Source organism: Streptomyces fildesensis (assembly GCF_016107395.1).
Lineage (GTDB): Bacteria > Actinomycetota > Actinomycetes > Streptomycetales > Streptomycetaceae > Actinacidiphila > Actinacidiphila fildesensis.
In genome coordinates this window covers 1-16,716 of sequence record NZ_JAAIKO010000056.1, presented here as the reverse complement: position 1 = coordinate 16,716, position 16,716 = coordinate 1, and the positions used below count along the sequence as shown (strand labels likewise).

The window sequence follows — 16,716 nt, the reverse complement described above, 5'->3', positions numbered from 1 at the left end:
ATATCCGCACATTGACGAAGAACCGCTGTACATACCCCTCCGCTTGATGGCAAGGCCCGTACATGCACCTCCCTGAAACCCGCAGTGCGCACATCGCGTAACCGACAGGAGGAACCGTGGTCGCTCAATCCGTGGCACCGGATTCGGTACATCCCGTGGACCAGTCCTTGCCCCCGGGCAAGCTCATCACCAGCGGCCTGCAGCACGTGGCCGCCATGTACGCGGGGGTGGTGGCGCCGCCCCTTGTCGTCGGCGCGGGCATAGGACTCTCCACCGCCGACATCACCTTCCTCATGGGGGCCAGCCTCTTCACCGCGGGCCTCGCCACCCTGCTGCAGACCCTCGGCATCTGGAAGATCGGCGCCCGGCTGCCCTTCGTCAACGGCGTCTCGTTCGCCGGAGTGGCCCCGATGCTCGCCATCGGCAAGTCGGCGGCGCCCGGCCACGCGCTGCCCGTCATTTACGGAGCGGTGATCGTCGCGGGAGTGCTGGGGTTCGTCCTCGCCCCCTACTTCTGCAAACTCGTCCGCTTCTTCCCGCCGGTCGTCACCGGCTCGGTGATCACCCTGATCGGGCTCTCCCTGCTCCCGGTCGCCATCAACTGGTCGCAGGGCGGGGTGCCCGGCGCACCCGGCTACGCGTCGGTGTCCAACATCGCGCTCGCCGGCGCGACGCTCGCCATCGTCCTGGTGCTGCGCCGGGTGCTCACCGGCTTCCTGCAGCAGATCGTCATCCTCATCGGCCTGGTGCTGGGCACCCTGCTCGCCATTCCGTTGGGCAAGTCGGACTTCAGCCCCATCAAGGACGCGGGACTGGTCGGCTTCCCCGATCCGTTCCACTTCGGAGCGCCCGAGTTCCAGATCGCGGCGATCATCTCCATGTGCGTGGTCATGCTGGTCTGCATGACGGAGTCGACCGCCGACATCCTGGCCCTCGGCAAGATCGTGGACAAGCCGGCCGACGAGAAGATGCTCGCCGCCGGCATCCGCGCCGACGCGCTCGGCTCGGCCCTCAGCCCGGTCTTCAACGGCTTCATGGCCAGCGCCTTCGCGCAGAACATCGGCCTCGTCGCGATCACCAAGGTCCGCAGCCGCTTCGTCGTCGCGGCGGCGGGCGGCATCCTCATCCTGCTCGGCCTGTGTCCCGCGCTGGCCTCCGTGATCGCCCTGGTGCCGCAGCCGGTGCTGGGCGGCGCCGGCATCGTGCTCTTCGGCTCGGTCGCGGCCAGCGGCATCAAGACCCTCACCGAGGCGGACCTCTCCGACGGCAACAACCTGCTCATCGTCGCCACGTCGGTCGGCGTCGGCGTCATCCCGGTCGTCTCGAACACCTTCTACGAGCACTTCAACGACCACCTGAAGATCATCCTCGACTCCGGCATCAGCACCGGATGCCTGGTCGCGGTCGTCCTCAACCTCGCCTTCAACCACCTGGGCCGCAAGCCCGGCGCGGAAGCCCCGGGCGAGGGGAACGGCGCCGGTGCCGATTCCGGTGTCGGTGATCAACAGGCCGACGCAGCAAGGGCGTTGCCCGTTCACTGACGCTCTGCGCGAACGGAGGGGCAGCTTGATCCCGGGCCGCCCCTCCGCGTGTCAGGATGTGCCGGTCACGGCACACGGAGGGGGACGGGAATGAATGAGTCGGGTCGGGTCGAGGCGTTCAGCGACGGTGTGTTCGCCATCGCGATCACGCTGCTGGTCCTGGAGATCAAGGTCCCGCCGCACGCGGGGGACCACCTGTGGTCCGCACTCGGCGAGATGTGGCCGTCGTACGCCGCCTACGCGGTGACATTCCTGGTCATCGGCATCATGTGGGTCAACCACCACAGGGTCTTCGGCTTCATCGCCCGGGTGGACCGGGTGCTGCTCTTCCTCAATCTGCTGATGCTGATGTGCGTCGCGGCGCTGCCCTGGCCCGCCGCCCTGATGGCCGAGTACCTGCGGGGCGGTGACGCCGCGTCCCATGCCGCCGCCGTCGTCTACAGCGGCTTCATGGTCGCGTACGCCCTCACCTTCCAGGCGATGTGGTGGTATCTGACCAAGCGCGGCCATCTCTTCGACGAGCGGGTCGACGTGGCGGCCGCCCGCGCCACCAGGATGCGGTTCGCGGTCGGTTCGGTCGTCTACCCGATCGCCGTCGGACTGGCCTTTGTCTCGGCACCGCTCACCCTGGCCGTGCACGGGCTGCTGGCCATCTACTACGCCTTCAACCAGGTGCCGGTGCCGACCCGCGGGCAGGCGCCGGAACCGGCCGGGACCGACGGGTGAGCCGGCCCCGGCCGGCCGTCATACCCCCAGGCGGGCGCGGAGCCGCCGGCTGCCGAGGATGAGCGCGGCGCCGGCGAGCAGCGCCGGGATGCCCAGCGCCAGGTAGTAACCCGCGCCCGGAGTGCTGGTCTTGGACAGCTGCACGGCGTGCCCGCCGACGCCCGCGCCGAGGGCCGCCGCGAGCCAGAAGAGGCCGATCATCTGGCTGACGAAGGTCCTGGGCGCCACCTCGGTGGTGACGCTCATGCCCACCGGGGCGAGCGCCACCTCGCCGCACGCCTGTAGTGCGTACGCCACGATCAGCCACAGCGGCGACACCAGATGGCCGTCGGAGCCGACCACCGTCGCCAGTGCCATCAGCAGCAGGCTCAGGCCCATCAGCCCCAGCCCGATGCCGAACTTGGCGGGTGCGCCGAGCCGGTCGCCCAGCCGGACCCACAGCCAGGCGGAGACCGGTGCGGCGGCGAGGATGAACAGCGGCACCACCGCCTGGAACCAGCTGGCCGGCACCGTGAAGCCGCCGATCGTCCGGTCCGTGCCGACCTTCGCGAACAGGCTGAGCACGGTGCCGCCCTGGATGTAGAGCATCCAGAAGAACGCGGCCGACAGGAACAGCCAGATGTAGGACCGGATCCGCTCCCGCTCCTGCGCCGTCACCACCGGATTGCGCAGCAGCCGGCGGAAGCAGACCACCGGCAGGACGATGGACAACAGCCCGCCCAGTGCCAGCACATGGCGCAGATCGAAGGTGCCGGCGGCGGCGTCCGCGCCGTACAGCACGGTCAGCACCGTCAGGGCGGCGGCGGTGCGCCGCTTCACCCGGCGCCACTCCTCCGCACTCGCGGGCCTCTCCGGTCGCTGCCCTATCTCCCCGAAGTACTTGGTGCCGCGCAGGAACTGGGCCAGTCCGAGGATCATCCCGACGGCTGCGGCGCCGAAGCCCAGGTGCCAGTCGACGGACTCGCCGAGCGCGCCGCACACGATGGGCGCGGCGACCGCGCTGACCTGGATGCTCATGTAGAAGATCGCGAATCCGGCATCCCGTTCGGCCCGCGAGTCACGGGCGTAGCAGGCGGCCAGCACCGTGGCCAGGTTCGGCTTGAGCAGCCCGGTGCCGGCGGCGATCAGGGCCATGCCGACGTAGACGGACGGCACCGCGGGCAGCGCCATCGAGCAGTGGCCGAGGGCGATGAGGACACCGCCGTACAGCGTGGCCCGGCGCGCGCCGAGGATCCGGTCGCCCAGCCAGCCACCGGGGACCGAGGCGAGGAAGACCGACGCCAGATAGACGCCGAACAGCGCGGTGGCGGTGTCCTCGGACAGGCCGAGACCGCCTTCGGCCTTGGTGGCCGAGGCGTAGAGGAAGAGGATCGCGGCCATCCCGTAGAAGCTGAAGCGCTCCCACATGTCCAGGCCGAAGAGCGTGGTGAACCAGCGGGGCCTTCCCAGGAAAGTGCCGCCGAGAGGCCCGGCGGTCTCCTCTCCCGCAGTGGCCGTCGTGGTGGGAGCCGCCATGGGACCTCCTCCGGGGCAGGGCCGGGCGGGGGCGCGGCCAGTGTGTCCGGTGAGGTTCCCAGGGCGCTATCGGGGACGGCTCAAGAACGTTTCAGCAGTCCCGGAGTCAGCCGGCGGGACTCTCCTGCGGCTCCGCTGCGGGCTTCCAGACGTACGGCGTCGTGGTGGTGACCGGCAGCAGACCCAGCCGGGCCAGGATCGGGCGGCTGTCGTCGGTCGCGTCGACCTGGAGGTAGCGCACCCCCTGCGCCACGGCGAGCCGGGCGCGGTGGGCGACGAGTGCGCGGTAGATGCCCCGGCCGCGCCAGGCGGCGAGGGTGGAGCCGCCCCACAGCGACGCGAACTCCGTACCGGGGTGCAGTCGCATCCAGGCCGCGGAGACGACCTCGTCCCCCGCCTCGGCGACCACCACGACACACGGGTCGCCCTCGCCGTTCAACTCCCGCTCCAGGACGTCCGGCAGCCAGCTGTGGTCGTAGCCCCAGACCGCTTCCTCCATGACCCGCATCCGCTCCAGATCCGCGCGGGAGGTGATCTCGCGCAGCGTCACGCCCTGCGGCGGCACCGGCTCGGCGGCCAGCTGGGCGGCCTCGCCCACCAGTACCGTCTCCCGTTCCCCGGCGGTGAACCCGGCGGCCGTCAGGCGCTCCGGGAGGTCGGCGGGCAGGTCGTGGCCGTGGTACTTCCACTCCACCTCCTCGCCCAGCGCGGCGAAATGGTCGCGCTGCGCGGCGATGAACGTGTCGAGCTCACCGCCCTCCAGCCCGCCGAGGTCGCGGTAGGTGATGAGCCCGCCGTGCCCGGCCAGGAGCTGCCGGACCACGGGGCCGGACCGTTCCGCCCTCTCGCGCGTCACCCCGCGCGCCCGGAGCTGCTCGTTGTAGGTGTCGCGGTACGCGACGGCGCGTTCGTCGATCGTCATGGTCACAACCCCCGGTACATGATGTGGAGTCCGACATAGCCCTCGTCCGGATGCAGGAAGCCCTCCGGGACCGTGCCCAGGACCTCGAAGCCGAGCGACTCGTACAGCCCCACGGCCCGGACGTTCGACGCGACGACCGCGTTGAACTGCATCCCGCGGTACCCCTCGGCGCGCGCCCAACGGAGCGCCTCCTCGGCCAGCGCCCGGCCGGTGCCGTGCCCGGTGTGCTCGGGGGCGACCATGAAGCTCGCGCTGGAGATGTGGGCGGAGCCGCCCATGTGGTTGCGGTTCATCTTCGCCGTGCCGAGCACCGTCCCGTCCTCGCTGACGGCGACCACCGTGCGCGAGGGTGCCTGGAGCATCCACATGTCGCGCGCGGTGGCCTCGTCCAGATCGCGGGGATAGGTGAACGTGTCACCCCGGGCCACGATGCCTTGCAGGAACGGCCAGATCGCGGGCCAGTCGTCAGGAGTCACATCTCGGATGAGCATGACGGACATCATGCGACGAGGGGCGGCCGAAACGCCACTCGGTTTCGGCCGCCCCACTGTCGCTTCCCGTTGTCGCCCCGGCTGTCGCGTCCGAGGTCAGACCGGGTGCACCGTCCCCGCGTAGCGCTGGGCGAAGCGGGTGCCGGTGCCTGCTGTGGCGGTGATGTCGTAGCGGCCGCCGCTGGTGGGCCAGAGGATCTCACCGCAGTGGCCCGGGTCCACCCAGGCGGTCCTGACGGCGCCGCCGAAGTCGTTCGGGGCGACGGTGAACAGGACCGGCTCCTTACCGGCGTTGGAGAGTTTCAGCGCGAGGGAGGTTCCCCGCAGCGTGGCCCGTACGGCGGGGACCGCCACATCGTCCTGGCCGGCCGGGACGACGGTGCCCGCGAAGCGGCGGACGAAGCCGTCGGCGCCGTGCACGGTGAAGTCGTAGCGGCCGTCGGTCTGCGACGCGTCCCAGGTGTACGTGGCGGTGGCGCCGGGCGCGACGGTGAACGGCGTGCCGGAGAACGCCAGCTCGATGTTGGGGTAGACCGTGTAGTGGAAGCCCGTGGTGCCGGTGTTGGACAGGGTGCAGACGACCTTGCCGGTGGCGCGGTCGACCGTGGCGTCCGCCCAGGGGTGGTAGGGCAGCGGCCGGTGCGGGCGCGTTCCCGGCTCCTGGGACGGCATGCTCTGCGCGCCCGTGGCGGGCAGTTTCACCGCGGGCAGCGACTTGTTGGCGTCCGCCTTGGCCATCAGCGCGACGGTGTCCGGCAGCGCCGGTATCGAGTAGTCCGGGTTGGCGAAGTCGAAGCAGCTCGTCAGGTCGCCGCAGACGGAGCGCCGCCAGGCGGAGATGTTCGGCTCCTGGACGCCGGTGACGACTTCGAGGAACCGCAGCACGGACGTGTGGTCGAAGACCTGCGAGTTGACGTACCCGCCGCGCGACCAGGGCGAGGCCGCCCACAGCGGCACCCGGTTGCCGAGACCGATCGGGCGCCCCTGGGCGAACTCCTCGGCCGTGCCGGTCTCCGGGGTCGGCGGGATGACGTGGTCGAAGTAGCCGTCGTTCTCGTCGTACATCACGAGGAAGACGGTGTTCTTCCACACCGCGGGGTTCGACATCAGCGACTGCAGCGCGGTGTTGACGTAGTGCGCGCCGTAGTCGGGGCTGGCGTCCGGGTGTTCGCAGAACAGGTAGGGCGCGACGAGCCAGGAGACGGTCGGCAGGGTGCCGTCCTTGCAGTGCTGGTCGAAGGCGGTCAGGTCCCACTTGGTCATCGCGTTGATGTAGCGGGCGTCGTCCGTCGCGAACTTGTGGAACTGCGAGAAGTAGGCGAGCGCGTTGTCGTCGTAGTCGCCGTACCGCTCGTCGAGACTCGGGTTGTGGTAGACGCGCCAGCTCACCGCGTGCGCGGAGAGCCGCTCGGCGTACGTCGTCCAGTCCGCGACCGGGTTCTCGGGCAGCGGGGTGTTGTCGATCCACGGGCCGGTGGTGCCGTCCTTGCCGGGGCCCGCCGTACCCGACCACAGGTAGAGGCGGTTGGGGTCGGTGGGCCCGGCCATGGAACAGAAATACGCGTCGCACAAGGTGAACGCGTCGGCGAGGGCGTACTGGTAGGGGAGGTCCTCGCGGGTGAAGTAGCCCATCGAGCGCTCGCCCTTGGCGGCGACCCACTTGTTCATGGCGCCGCCGTTGATGGCCTGGTGGCTGGTGCTCCAGTCGTGGGCGAGACCGCCCGCGTTCTGGGCGTTGTACTTGGTGCTGTCCATCCGGAAGGGCAGCATCACGTTGCCGTCGGTGCGGCCAGGGTCGGGCTGGCGGAAGACGGAGTCGCCGCCCGGGAAGAGCAGCCCCTGCTTGTCGTCGAAGCCGCGCACCCCCTTCATCGCGCCGAAGTAGTGGTCGAAGCTGCGGTTCTCCTGCATGAGGATCACCACGTGCTTGACGTCGGCCGGAGTGCCGGTGGCCGCGGCTGTGGCTCCGGCGGTACCGGTCACGGGCGCCGCGGCGGCGGCCGTCCCGGTGGCGCCGGGCAGCCCGACGGTGGCGGCGGCCGCGCCCGCGGCGGCGGTGGCTCCGACGAAGGAGCGGCGGCTCAGCGGGGTCATCGGTGTGCTCCTGGGGTCGGGGTGGCCAGGGTGAAGGTGGCGACGGCGGCGGCGCAGTCGGACGGCCAGCCGTTGCCGGCGGTGCCGGGTGCGGGCTGCGGCCAGCCGGTCACCAGGGTGTGCGCCTCGAGGAGGGTCAGCGGGCCGGCGAACTGGACCTGGTCGATACGGTCCTGCGGCTCCTGGCCGCTGCCGCGCACCTTGCGCACCGGCGACCACGTGTTGCCGGGCGACGCCAGCGGATCGGGGTGCGCGGACCGGAAGGCGTCGATGAGGCCGGCCTGCTTGAGGGCCACGGTGACCGGCCAGTTGACCGGCCCCACCCCGCTGTGCGCCGCGCGGGTGGCGGCCGTCCAGTCCAGGTGCGACGGCGAGGCGAGCCCGGCGGCCAGCACCACCGGGGTTCCGGAGGCCAGATCGGCCTTCATCGCGGCGGCCAGCGCCTGCGCCTGCTGGAAACGGACACTCGCCTGTTCCGCGGCTTCGATCTGCGCGGCGGTTCTGCCGTCCTGCGCCGCGTAGGGGCCGTAGCCGTTCTCGTCGAGCTGCGCGGCCCACAGCCGTACGGTGCGGCCCGCGGCGAGTTGTATGGCCACCCCGGCGGCCGGGAGGGCGGTGGTGGGAGCCGTCACGGTGCCCAGCGGATAGCGGCTGACGACACCGAGGCTGCCGGGGGACTGGTACGAGAACCAGCCCAGCGCGTCCGCGAGCGCCTTGGCGGCGGTGCCGCCGGTCTCCTGCAGGGCCACGACGTCCAGGCCCTGGGTGAGGACGGTGCGCAGCTGCTTCTCCAGCGCTCCGTCGATGTGCGTGCCCGCGTCCCACAGGTTCCAGGACGCCACCTTCAGCCGCTGGGCGGCCGCGGCGGCGCGCACCGGGACCTGCACGGTGAGGGTGTCGGAGCCGCCGGCGCTGTCCTTTACGGCGACGGTCAGCACGCCGGGCCGCGCGGGGGCGGAGGCCGGCGCGGTGCCGGTGACGACACCGGCGGCGCTGACGGAGAGCCAGGAGTCGCCGCCCGTCCGGCTGAACACGGCACTTCCGGCGGGGGTGCCCGCCGGCCGTGTCCACAGTCCGGCGAGTTTGACGGAGACCGCGCCGCCGGCGGTGACGGGCCCGGTGGTGAGCCCGTCGACGACGGCGTGCGGGCGCGGGGCGGCAGGCTTGGGGCGGAAGGAGAAGGCGGCGGTCTGCGCCAGGATGCCGTAGCCGTCCTTGGCCAGCAGATACGCGGTGTAGGGGCCGCCGGTCAGGGTCGAGGTGTCGAGCACGACATCACCGGACGCACCGGGTGTGTACTTCCACACGATCGAGGAGCCGGTGCCGGGCTGACGGGCGCCGTCGTAGACGCCGACCCAGTTCTTGGCGTCCGGCGTGTCGGTGGCCCAGTGGAACGTGAGGCGGTCGCCCTCATAGGGGGCGGCGGGGGAGGTGAGGGCGAGAGTACTGGGTGGCACGGGGGAGGTTCCTCTCCGCCCGGTGGGCACGCCAGCCTCACGGGCCGACCGGGCTGCACAAGTTGGCTGAACAACTTGGGCTATTCAGTCGGCCCGCGGCACACGCGTCAAGAACTCCGGATGTCCGGGGAAGGACGACCCGCAGAACTCGCGCCGGTGACGTCAGGTCCAGTACGGAGGGGATTGCGGCAGGACGTCCGGAACCTCCGCGGGCGGAGCGGGAGCGGGCTTCGGGAAGCACTTGAACTCGAGCTTCTCCAGGGCGCGGACCATCTGGGCAGCGCTGAAATCACGCGGGTCCTGCCGGGTGATAATCGCCCCCACCTGCTTGACGGGGTAGATGCGATTTCCGATCTTCACAGACTCGCCGGTGATGGGTTCGGGCTTGATCCCGCTCATCTTCTGCTCCACCTCGCTTGCCTGCAGATAGAAGGAGACTCCAGCGATGGTGCAGCGGATCATCATGCCTCAGCAAGGGCAGAAGGGACGTAACAGGTACTCCCACGTTGTCACATACCGGCACGATGGCACAGCTCCCCGGGATAACGAAGCGGGCCCCGGCCCTGTGGACCGGGGCCCGCTCGGGCGTGTGAACGGGTGCGGGACGGGTGTCAGCCCAGCAGTTCGTAGGCCGGGAGGGTGAGGAAGTCGACGTACTCCTCGTCGAGCGCGGTCCGCAGCAGCAGGTCGTGCGCCTCGGTCCACTTGCCCGCGGCGAACGCCTCGTCGCCGACCTCGGCACGGATCGCGGCCAGCTCCTGCGCGGCGACGCGCTGGACCAGGTCGTGGGTGGCCTTCTCGCCGTTCTCGAACACGACGCCCGCGTTGATCCACTGCCAGATCTGCGAGCGGGAGATCTCCGCGGTGGCCGCGTCCTCCATCAGGTTGAAGATGGCGACGGCGCCCAGGCCGCGCAGCCACGCCTCGATGTAGCGGGTGCCGACCTGGACCGCGCTCACCAGGCCGTCATAGGTCGGCTTCGCGTCCAGCGAGTCGATGGCCAGCAGCTGGTCGGCGGTGACGTGGACGTCCTCGCGCAGCCGCTCCTTCTGGTTCGGCCGGTCGCCGAGGACCGCGTCGAAGGAGGCGCGGGCGATCGGCACCAGGTCGGGGTGGGCGACCCAGGAGCCGTCGAAGCCGTCGCCGGCCTCGCGGTCCTTGTCGGCCTTGACCTTCTCGAAGGCGACCTTGTTGACCTCGGCGTCACGGCGCGAGGGGATGAACGCGGCCATGCCGCCGATCGCGTGCGCGCCGCGCTTGTGGCAGGTGCGCACCAGCAGCTCGGTGTACGCGCGCATGAAGGGCGCGGTCATGGTCACCGCGTTGCGGTCCGGCAGGACGAACTTCTCGCCGCCGTCGCGGAAGTTCTTCACGATGGAGAAGAGGTAGTCCCAGCGGCCGGCGTTCAGGCCCGCGGCGTGGTCACGCAGCTCGTAGAGGATCTCCTCCATCTCGAACGCGGCGGTGATCGTCTCGATGAGGACGGTCGCGCGGACGGTGCCCTGCGGGATGCCCACGTACTCCTGCGAGAAGACGAAGATCTCGTTCCACAGCCGCGCTTCGAGGTGCGACTCGGTCTTGGGCAGGTAGAAGTACGGACCCTTGCCCTTGGCGATCAGCCGCGTCGCGTTGTGGAAGAAGTACAGCCCGAAGTCGACGAAGGCGCCGGGGACGGCCTCGCCGTCGACGGTCAGGTGCCGCTCCGCCAGGTGCCAGCCGCGCGGGCGCATGACGACGGTGGCCAACTCGGCCTCGTCCTTCAGCGCGTACGACTTGCCCTGTTCGGTGGAGAAGTCGATCCGGCGCTCATAGGCGTCGATCAGGTTGATCTGGCCGCCGACGACGTTCTCCCAGGTGGGAGCCGAGGCGTCCTCGAAGTCGGCGAGCCAGACCTTGGCGCCGGAGTTCAGCGCGTTGATCGTCATCTTGCGGTCGGTGGGACCGGTGATCTCGACGCGGCGGTCGTTGAGCGCGGCCGGGGCCGGGGCCACCTGCCAGTCTCCCGCGCGGACATGTGCGGTGTCCGCGAGGAAGTCCAGGGTGCCGGTACGGGCGATCTCGGTGCGGCGCTCCTTGCGGAGCGCGAGCAGCTCGGCTCGGCGCGGGGCGAAGCGTCGGTGCAGCTCGGCGATGAAGGTCAGAGCCTGCTGCGTCAGCACCTCCTCCGCGCGGGGGACGGGGGGTGCGTCGTCTGCGACGACGGCCGCCGAGGACGGCACTGCTGCGGACATGGCTGACTCCTCTAGGGGACAAAGGGTGCCGGGCGGCCGCCGGGTCGTGCCCTGGCACGGGGTGCCGGGCCGTACCGGAATACGGGCGCTTCTGCGAGGTGGAGCATAGTATCCGCATTGCGGAAGATCAACGTTTTGTGGCACGCGGTGCAGCGGGCTCGCTCACGGGTTTCAGAAGGTGCAGGTCATCAGGGGTGTCGATATCGGCGGGGTCGGCGATGTCACCGCACTCGACGAGGGTGATCGCCTCCTGGTGGCGTTTCAGGTAGTCGCGGGCGCCCTGATCGCCGGTCGCGAGGTCCGCGATGTCCGCCCAGCGGTCCGCGCCGAACAGCACCGGATGGCCGCGCCGTCCCCCGTACGAGGCCGCCGCCAGGCTCGCCGGGCCCCGGTACGCGTTGATCACCCGGGCGACCGCCCCCGCACCGATCCCCGGCTGGTCCACCAGCGCCACGACGACCGCCTGCGCCCCGGTGCCCGCCCGCTGTTCCGCCGTGTCCGCCAGCGACCGCAGGCCCGCGCGCAGCGACGAGCCCATCCCGCCGGCCCAGTCCGGGTTGTCGACCAGGACGCAGCCCGCCAGGTCGGCCTGCTCGCGGACCTCGTCGGCCGCCGCACCGAGCACGATGTGCACCGGCCCGCAGCCCGCCTCGCGCAGCCCGCGCAGCGCGTGCTCGACCAGCGGGCGGCCCGCGTACTCCAGCAGCGCCTTCGGGCGGCCGCCCAGGCGCCGCCCGCCGCCGGCCGCGAGCAGCAGGCCGGCGATGGAGGGAAGAGTGGCGGAATCGCTCGGTGCGATGGGTTTCATGCCTCCTCCCTACAGGACGCGGCGGCCGGAGGCGAAGAGGGGCACATCGGGCGTTTGGCCTCACGGCGGCGGGCGGAGCGCGGGCTTCGATAGGCTCAGCGCCGTAAGGGACGGGTATTCGCAGGCCAAGGGGCAGACGTGACGAATCATCAGCAGGGCCCGGTGCCCGCCACCGTGGCGGACACCTCGGCCCCGGATCCTGAGATCTTCCAGCCGCTGACGGACGACGACCCGAAGACCGTCGCCGGATACCTGCTCAGCGCCCGCTTGGGCGCCGGCGGGATGGGCAAGGTCTACCTCTCCTACACGCCCGGCGGCCGGCCGGTGGCGATCAAGGTGATCCGCCCCGAGTTCGCCGAGGACCCCGAGTTCCGCCGCCGGTTCCGCCAGGAGGTGCTGGCCGCCCAGCGCGTGCAGGGCCTCTACACCGCGCCGGTGATCGACAGCGACACCGAGGGCCCGCACCCGTGGCTGGCCACCGCCTATGTGGCGGGGCCCTCGCTGCACGCGGCGGTCGCCGACCACGGCGCGATGCCGGTGCCGACCGTGCTGCTGCTCATCGCCGGGATCGCCGAAGCGCTGCAGGTGATCCACCACGCGGGCATCGTGCACCGGGACCTCAAGCCGTCCAACGTGCTGCTCGCCGTCGACGGACCGCGCGTCATCGACTTCGGCATCGCGCGGGCCGCCGACACCACCGCGCTCACCAGCACCGGTGTCAGCATCGGCACCCCGGCCTTCATGTCCCCGGAGCAGGCGGCCGGCACGAGCTGCACACCGGCCACCGACATCTTCGCGCTGGGCCAGATCGCGGCCTTCGCGGCGATGGGCGGCGCCGCCTTCGGCGACGGGCCCTCGCACGGCGTGCTCTACCGGATCGTGCACGAGGAGCCGGACCTGTCCGAGCTGCCGGGCGAACTGCGCGAGATCGTCACCCGCTGCCTCATCAAGGACCCGACCCTCCGGCCGTCCACCGCCCAGATCATCGCGATGTGCGGCCAGGCGTCCAAGGACCCGGCGCTGCGCCGCCCGGACGGCTGGCTGCCGCCGTCGTACGCCGCCGACCTGACGCAGGCGGCCGCCCCGGCGCCGCAGCCGGTCCAGCCCGCCGCCCCGCAGCCGGCTCCGCCGGCGACCCCGCAGCCGGGTTATCAGCCCACGCAGGCGGTGCCGCCGACCGCGCCCCCGCTCCACCCGCCGACCCAGCCGGTGAACCACCAGCCCGTCCACCCGCAGCAGGCCCAGCCGCAGCCCGGCCTCCCGCAACAGGCCCACCCGCAGCAGTTCCCGCAGCAGGCGCAGCCGATGCAGCACCCGCAGCAGCCCCGGCCCCCGATGGGCGGCTACGCGTACCCGCCCACCAACGGCCCCGGCAGGCCCGGGGGCTTTCTGCCCCTGCCGCCGAAGAAGAAGCGGACGGGTCTGGTCGTCGCGGGCGTCATCGTCGCGCTCCTGGTCGGCTCCGCCGTGTACTCGGCCATCAACAAGGGGGACGACAAGAAGTCGTCGAGCAACCAGAGCACCAAGACGCCGTCCGCCACCGGCGGCACGACCGGGAACCAGACCGGGCAGAGCTCGGCCCCGGTGGATCCCAAGCCCGCCTCGTACACCGGCCTCAACATCCCCGGCGGCTACACGTTGACGTTCGCCGACGAGCCTCCGCGCCCGGAGAAGGCGGATGTGAACTACGAGGGGGACTTCGGTTACGCGCCGGATCACATCTCCGGCACGCACGTCGCCACCAACAGCAGCAAGAACACCCTGGCGCTCGTGATGCCCGGTGAACCCGCGACCCTGGCCGGCTGCCGCGCCAACACGCGGTACGCCACGAGCATCCTGAAGGAGACGCTTACCAAGGGTTCGAAGATCTGCGTGACGACCGAGTCGGGGCACATCGGCCTGGTGACCATCCGGGGTTTCGGGTCGGAGCACACGGACAGCGAATACGTCACCGTGGATCTGACCGTCTGGCGCAACGCCGTCGTACCGCGGAACTGATCGCCGCCGGACCGCGGAACTGATCGCCACCGGAATTGTCGCCAAGTCGCTTGCCGCACAAGGAAGTTGGCGCGGATTTCGTCGTCCGTATGGCGTCCCGCGCATCGGTTCGCGTTAACTGAGCGCGCCCCGGACCCGCTCCGGGGCGCGCGCGGGGGCGCTGGGGGGCGCGCTCGCCGAGGTGTGGGAGGTGGGGGGTGGGGTCTGTGAACGATGAGAGTTGTGGTGCGGCCGCACGTACGGCCGCGGACGTCAGGGCGGGGGCCACGTCCGGCGTGGAGGATCCCCGGGTGACGGCGCTGCGCCTGTCGGTCGCCCGGGTGCGCCGGGAGCTGGCCGGCCTGCGGTCGGAGTTACCGGACCGAGCGATAGCCGAGGACGAACTGGGCGCGCTGGCCAATGCCGCGGACGCCGGGATCCTGGAGATCGACCGGATGCGGCACTCGCTGCTGCTGGTCGCGGCGGCGCTGGGGTCGGTGAGCGCGCTGGCGGTGGCCCTGGCCGAGCTGCGCAGGGCCGTCGACCTCTTCGGGTCAGGCGCTGGTGCCGGCCCCGGCGCTGGCGAGGGCGTGTGACAGCTGCCGGGCGATGTCCTGCAGGATGGGGATGATCTTCTCCGTGGCGACCTCGGTGACCCGGCCCGCGGGCCCGGAGATCGAGATGGCCGCGGCGGCGGGGGAGTCGGGGACGGTGACCGCCAGGCAGCGGACCCCGATCTCCTGCTCGTTGTCGTCCACCGCGTAGCCGGCCTCGCGGATCTTCTCCAGCTCTCTTATGAAATCGTCCGCGTTGGTGATCGTCTTCTCGGTCGCGGCGGGCATCCCGGTACGGGCGAGCAGCGCGCGGACCTCGTCCGGCGGCACATGCGCCAGCAGCGCCTTGCCCACGCCGGTGGAGTGCGGCAGCACCCGGCGTCCGACCTCGGTGAACATCCGCATGGAGTGGCGGGACGGCACCTGGGCGACGTAGACGATCTCGTCCCCGTCGAGCAGTGCCATGTTCGCCGTCTCGCCGGTCGTCTCGACCAGTTCGGCGAGGAAGGGGCGGGCCCAGGTGCCGAGCAGTTTGGCGGAGCTCTCGCCGAGCCGGATCAGCCGCGGGCCGAGCGCGTACCGGCGGTTCGGCTGCTGCCGTACGTAGCCGCAGTCGACGAGGGTGCGCATCAGCCGGTGGATGGTGGGCAGCGGGAGCCCGCTGCTGGCGGAGAGCTCGCTCAGACCGACCTCGCCGCCCGCGTCGGCCATCCGCTCCAGCAGGTCGAAGGCACGTTCGAGCGACTGAACGCCTCCTGCGCGGTCTGACGACACGTGCGATCTCCTCTGAGCGGTTGGGCGAGCGGTGGATGATGGGGGGAAGCCTACCGGCCGACCTCGGCCAATTGATCTCTTGCGGGCCTTCTCCTGTAGCTAGCTACGGAGGCTGTGGCGAAATGTGAATTCCGCTTTGTGGAATCTTACATGCCCTTGACGGTTCACCGCCCTGTCCTGCACATTCGTTCAACAGAACGTTGAAATTTGGAGGCCGCACGTGGTGGAAATGGTCCTGCGCTCGACTCGGGTCGTCACGCCCGAGGGGGAGCGCCCGGCCGCGGTCGCGGTCAGCGGCGGCACGATCGCCGCCGTGTGGGCGTACGACGCCGACGTCCCGGAAGGCGCCCGGCTCGTCGACCTCGGCGACGACGCGCTGCTCCCGGGCCTGGTCGACACCCATGTGCACATCAACGACCCCGGACGCACCGAGTGGGAGGGCTTCGCCTCCGCCACCCGCGCCGCCGCGGCCGGCGGCATCACGACGCTGGTCGACATGCCGCTCAACAGCATCCCGCCCACCACGACCGTCGAGAACCTCGCCGTCAAGCAGGACACCGCGCGCGGCAAGGTGCACACCGACGTCGGCTTCTGGGGCGGCGCCGTCCCCGGCAACGTCAAGGACCTCCAGCCCCTCCACGACGCCGGCGTCTTCGGCTTCAAGTGCTTCCTGCTGCACTCCGGCGTCGACGAGTTCCCGCAGCTCTCCCCGGAGGAGCTGGCGGACGCGCTGACGGAGCTCTCCCGCTTCGACGGTCTGCTGATCGTCCACGCCGAGGACCCCCAGCTCATCGACGGCGCCCCGCAGCGCGGCGGCCCGCACTACGCGGACTTCCTCGCCTCCCGGCCGCGCGCCGCCGAGAACGCCGCCATCGAAGGGCTCATCACCCTCGCCAAGCGGTTGAAGGCGCGGGTGCACGTGCTGCACCTGTCGTCCAGCGACGCGCTGCCGCTCATCGCCGCGGCGAAGCGCGAGGGCGTCAAGCTCACCGTCGAGACCTGCCCGCACTTCCTCACCCTCACCGCCGAGGAAGTCCCGGACGGCGCCACCGAGTTCAAGTGCTGCCCGCCGATCCGTGAGGCCGCCAACCAGGACGCCCTCTGGGAGGGCCTGGCCGACGGCACGATCGACTGCATCGTCTCCGACCACTCGCCGTCCACGATCGAGCTCAAGGTCAAGGAGACCGGCGACTTCGCCGCCGCCTGGGGCGGCATCTCCTCGCTCCAGCTCGGCCTGCCGGCCATCTGGACCGAGGCCCGCCGCCGCGGCCACAGCGTCGCCGACGTCGCCCGCTGGATGTCCCAGGCGCCCGCCGCCCTCGTCGGACTCTCCACCAAGGGCGCCATCGCGGTCGGCTACGACGCCGACTTCGCGGTCCTCGCCCCGGACGAAACCTTCACGGTCGACCCCGCCGAGCTCTACCACCGCAACCGCATCACCGCCTACGCCGGCAAGACCCTGCACGGCGTCGTCCGCAGCACCTGGCTGCGCGGCGAACTGATCGCCGAGAACGGCGTCACGAACGAGCCCACCGGCCGTCTGATCACCCGGGAGACCGCATGACCTCCACGTCCTCGACTTCGTTCACCGGTGATGCGCGGCCGTTCGGTGGGGGTGATCCGTAT

The 16,716-nt window shown here is 71.1% G+C and carries 14 protein-coding genes; 5 read left to right on the top strand and 9 right to left on the bottom strand.

Translation table 11 applies throughout. The features are described 5' to 3' along the window. The first annotated feature begins 116 nt into the window (after positions 1-116). Together C6N31_RS38170 and C6N31_RS38165 are read left to right on the top strand one after the other, a co-directional pair. The gene (locus tag C6N31_RS38170) at positions 117-1,541 is read left to right on the top strand and encodes a nucleobase:cation symporter-2 family protein (protein WP_244809499.1); all 1,425 of its coding nucleotides are present in this window, start codon (positions 117-119) and stop codon (positions 1,539-1,541) included. Between the two features lie 90 nt (positions 1,542-1,631). Next, entirely contained in the window at positions 1,632-2,267 is a 636-nt protein-coding gene (locus tag C6N31_RS38165) for a TMEM175 family protein (protein WP_198359278.1), read from the top strand. Between the two features lie 18 nt (positions 2,268-2,285). Here the strand turns inward: C6N31_RS38165 and C6N31_RS38160 are convergent, their stop codons facing one another. The 8 genes from C6N31_RS38160 to C6N31_RS38125 form a co-directional block, all read right to left on the bottom strand. Next, on the bottom strand, positions 2,286-3,782 hold the full coding sequence (locus C6N31_RS38160) for a peptide MFS transporter (RefSeq protein WP_138357459.1): 1,497 nt from the start codon (positions 3,780-3,782) through the stop codon (positions 2,286-2,288). A gap of 106 nt (positions 3,783-3,888) precedes the next feature. Further along, positions 3,889-4,704, bottom strand: a complete 816-nt coding sequence (locus C6N31_RS38155; RefSeq protein WP_138357460.1) for a GNAT family N-acetyltransferase — start codon at positions 4,702-4,704, stop codon at positions 3,889-3,891. 2 nt (positions 4,705-4,706) lie between these two features. After that, the gene (locus C6N31_RS38150; protein ID WP_138357461.1) at positions 4,707-5,195 is read right to left on the bottom strand and encodes a GNAT family N-acetyltransferase; all 489 of its coding nucleotides are present in this window, start codon (positions 5,193-5,195) and stop codon (positions 4,707-4,709) included. A 96-nt stretch (positions 5,196-5,291) separates the two neighbouring features. Continuing rightward, the gene (locus C6N31_RS38145; protein WP_198359276.1) at positions 5,292-7,289 is read right to left on the bottom strand and encodes a phosphocholine-specific phospholipase C; all 1,998 of its coding nucleotides are present in this window, start codon (positions 7,287-7,289) and stop codon (positions 5,292-5,294) included. Next, on the bottom strand, positions 7,286-8,746 hold the full coding sequence (locus C6N31_RS38140; RefSeq protein WP_138357463.1) for an endonuclease/exonuclease/phosphatase family protein: 1,461 nt from the start codon (positions 8,744-8,746) through the stop codon (positions 7,286-7,288). The genes C6N31_RS38145 and C6N31_RS38140 overlap by 4 nt, the downstream gene beginning before the upstream one ends. Before the next feature lie 162 nt (positions 8,747-8,908). After that, complete coding sequence (locus C6N31_RS38135; RefSeq protein WP_232486157.1) at positions 8,909-9,211, bottom strand: SCO5918 family protein; 303 nt, start codon at positions 9,209-9,211, stop codon at positions 8,909-8,911. Between the two features lie 146 nt (positions 9,212-9,357). Continuing rightward, positions 9,358-10,977 carry a malate synthase A gene (gene aceB / locus C6N31_RS38130; protein ID WP_138357464.1) on the bottom strand — a complete coding sequence of 540 codons (1,620 nt, stop codon included), beginning with the start codon at positions 10,975-10,977 and terminating at the stop codon, positions 9,358-9,360. A gap of 127 nt (positions 10,978-11,104) precedes the next feature. After that, positions 11,105-11,785 carry a nucleotidyltransferase family protein gene (locus tag C6N31_RS38125; RefSeq protein WP_138357465.1) on the bottom strand — a complete coding sequence of 227 codons (681 nt, stop codon included), beginning with the start codon at positions 11,783-11,785 and terminating at the stop codon, positions 11,105-11,107. A gap of 138 nt (positions 11,786-11,923) precedes the next feature. Here C6N31_RS38125 and C6N31_RS38120 point away from each other — a divergent pair, with 138 nt between their 5' ends. After that, positions 11,924-13,783: a serine/threonine-protein kinase gene (locus C6N31_RS38120; RefSeq protein ID WP_307811586.1), complete on the top strand. Its 1,860-nt coding sequence runs from the start codon at positions 11,924-11,926 to the stop codon at positions 13,781-13,783. A 206-nt stretch (positions 13,784-13,989) separates the two neighbouring features. Continuing rightward, positions 13,990-14,358, top strand: a complete 369-nt coding sequence (locus tag C6N31_RS38115; protein WP_381586169.1) for a DUF5955 family protein — start codon at positions 13,990-13,992, stop codon at positions 14,356-14,358. Here the strand turns inward: C6N31_RS38115 and C6N31_RS38110 are convergent. Beyond that, the gene (locus tag C6N31_RS38110; protein ID WP_138357466.1) at positions 14,317-15,090 is read right to left on the bottom strand and encodes an IclR family transcriptional regulator; all 774 of its coding nucleotides are present in this window, start codon (positions 15,088-15,090) and stop codon (positions 14,317-14,319) included. The two genes, C6N31_RS38115 and C6N31_RS38110, sit on opposite strands and share 42 nt — an antisense overlap. A 229-nt stretch (positions 15,091-15,319) precedes the next feature. Here C6N31_RS38110 and allB point away from each other — a divergent pair, with 229 nt between their 5' ends. Next, positions 15,320-16,654: an allantoinase AllB gene (gene allB / locus C6N31_RS38105; protein WP_138357474.1), complete on the top strand. Its 1,335-nt coding sequence runs from the start codon at positions 15,320-15,322 to the stop codon at positions 16,652-16,654. The last annotated feature ends 62 nt before the right edge of the window (positions 16,655-16,716 follow it).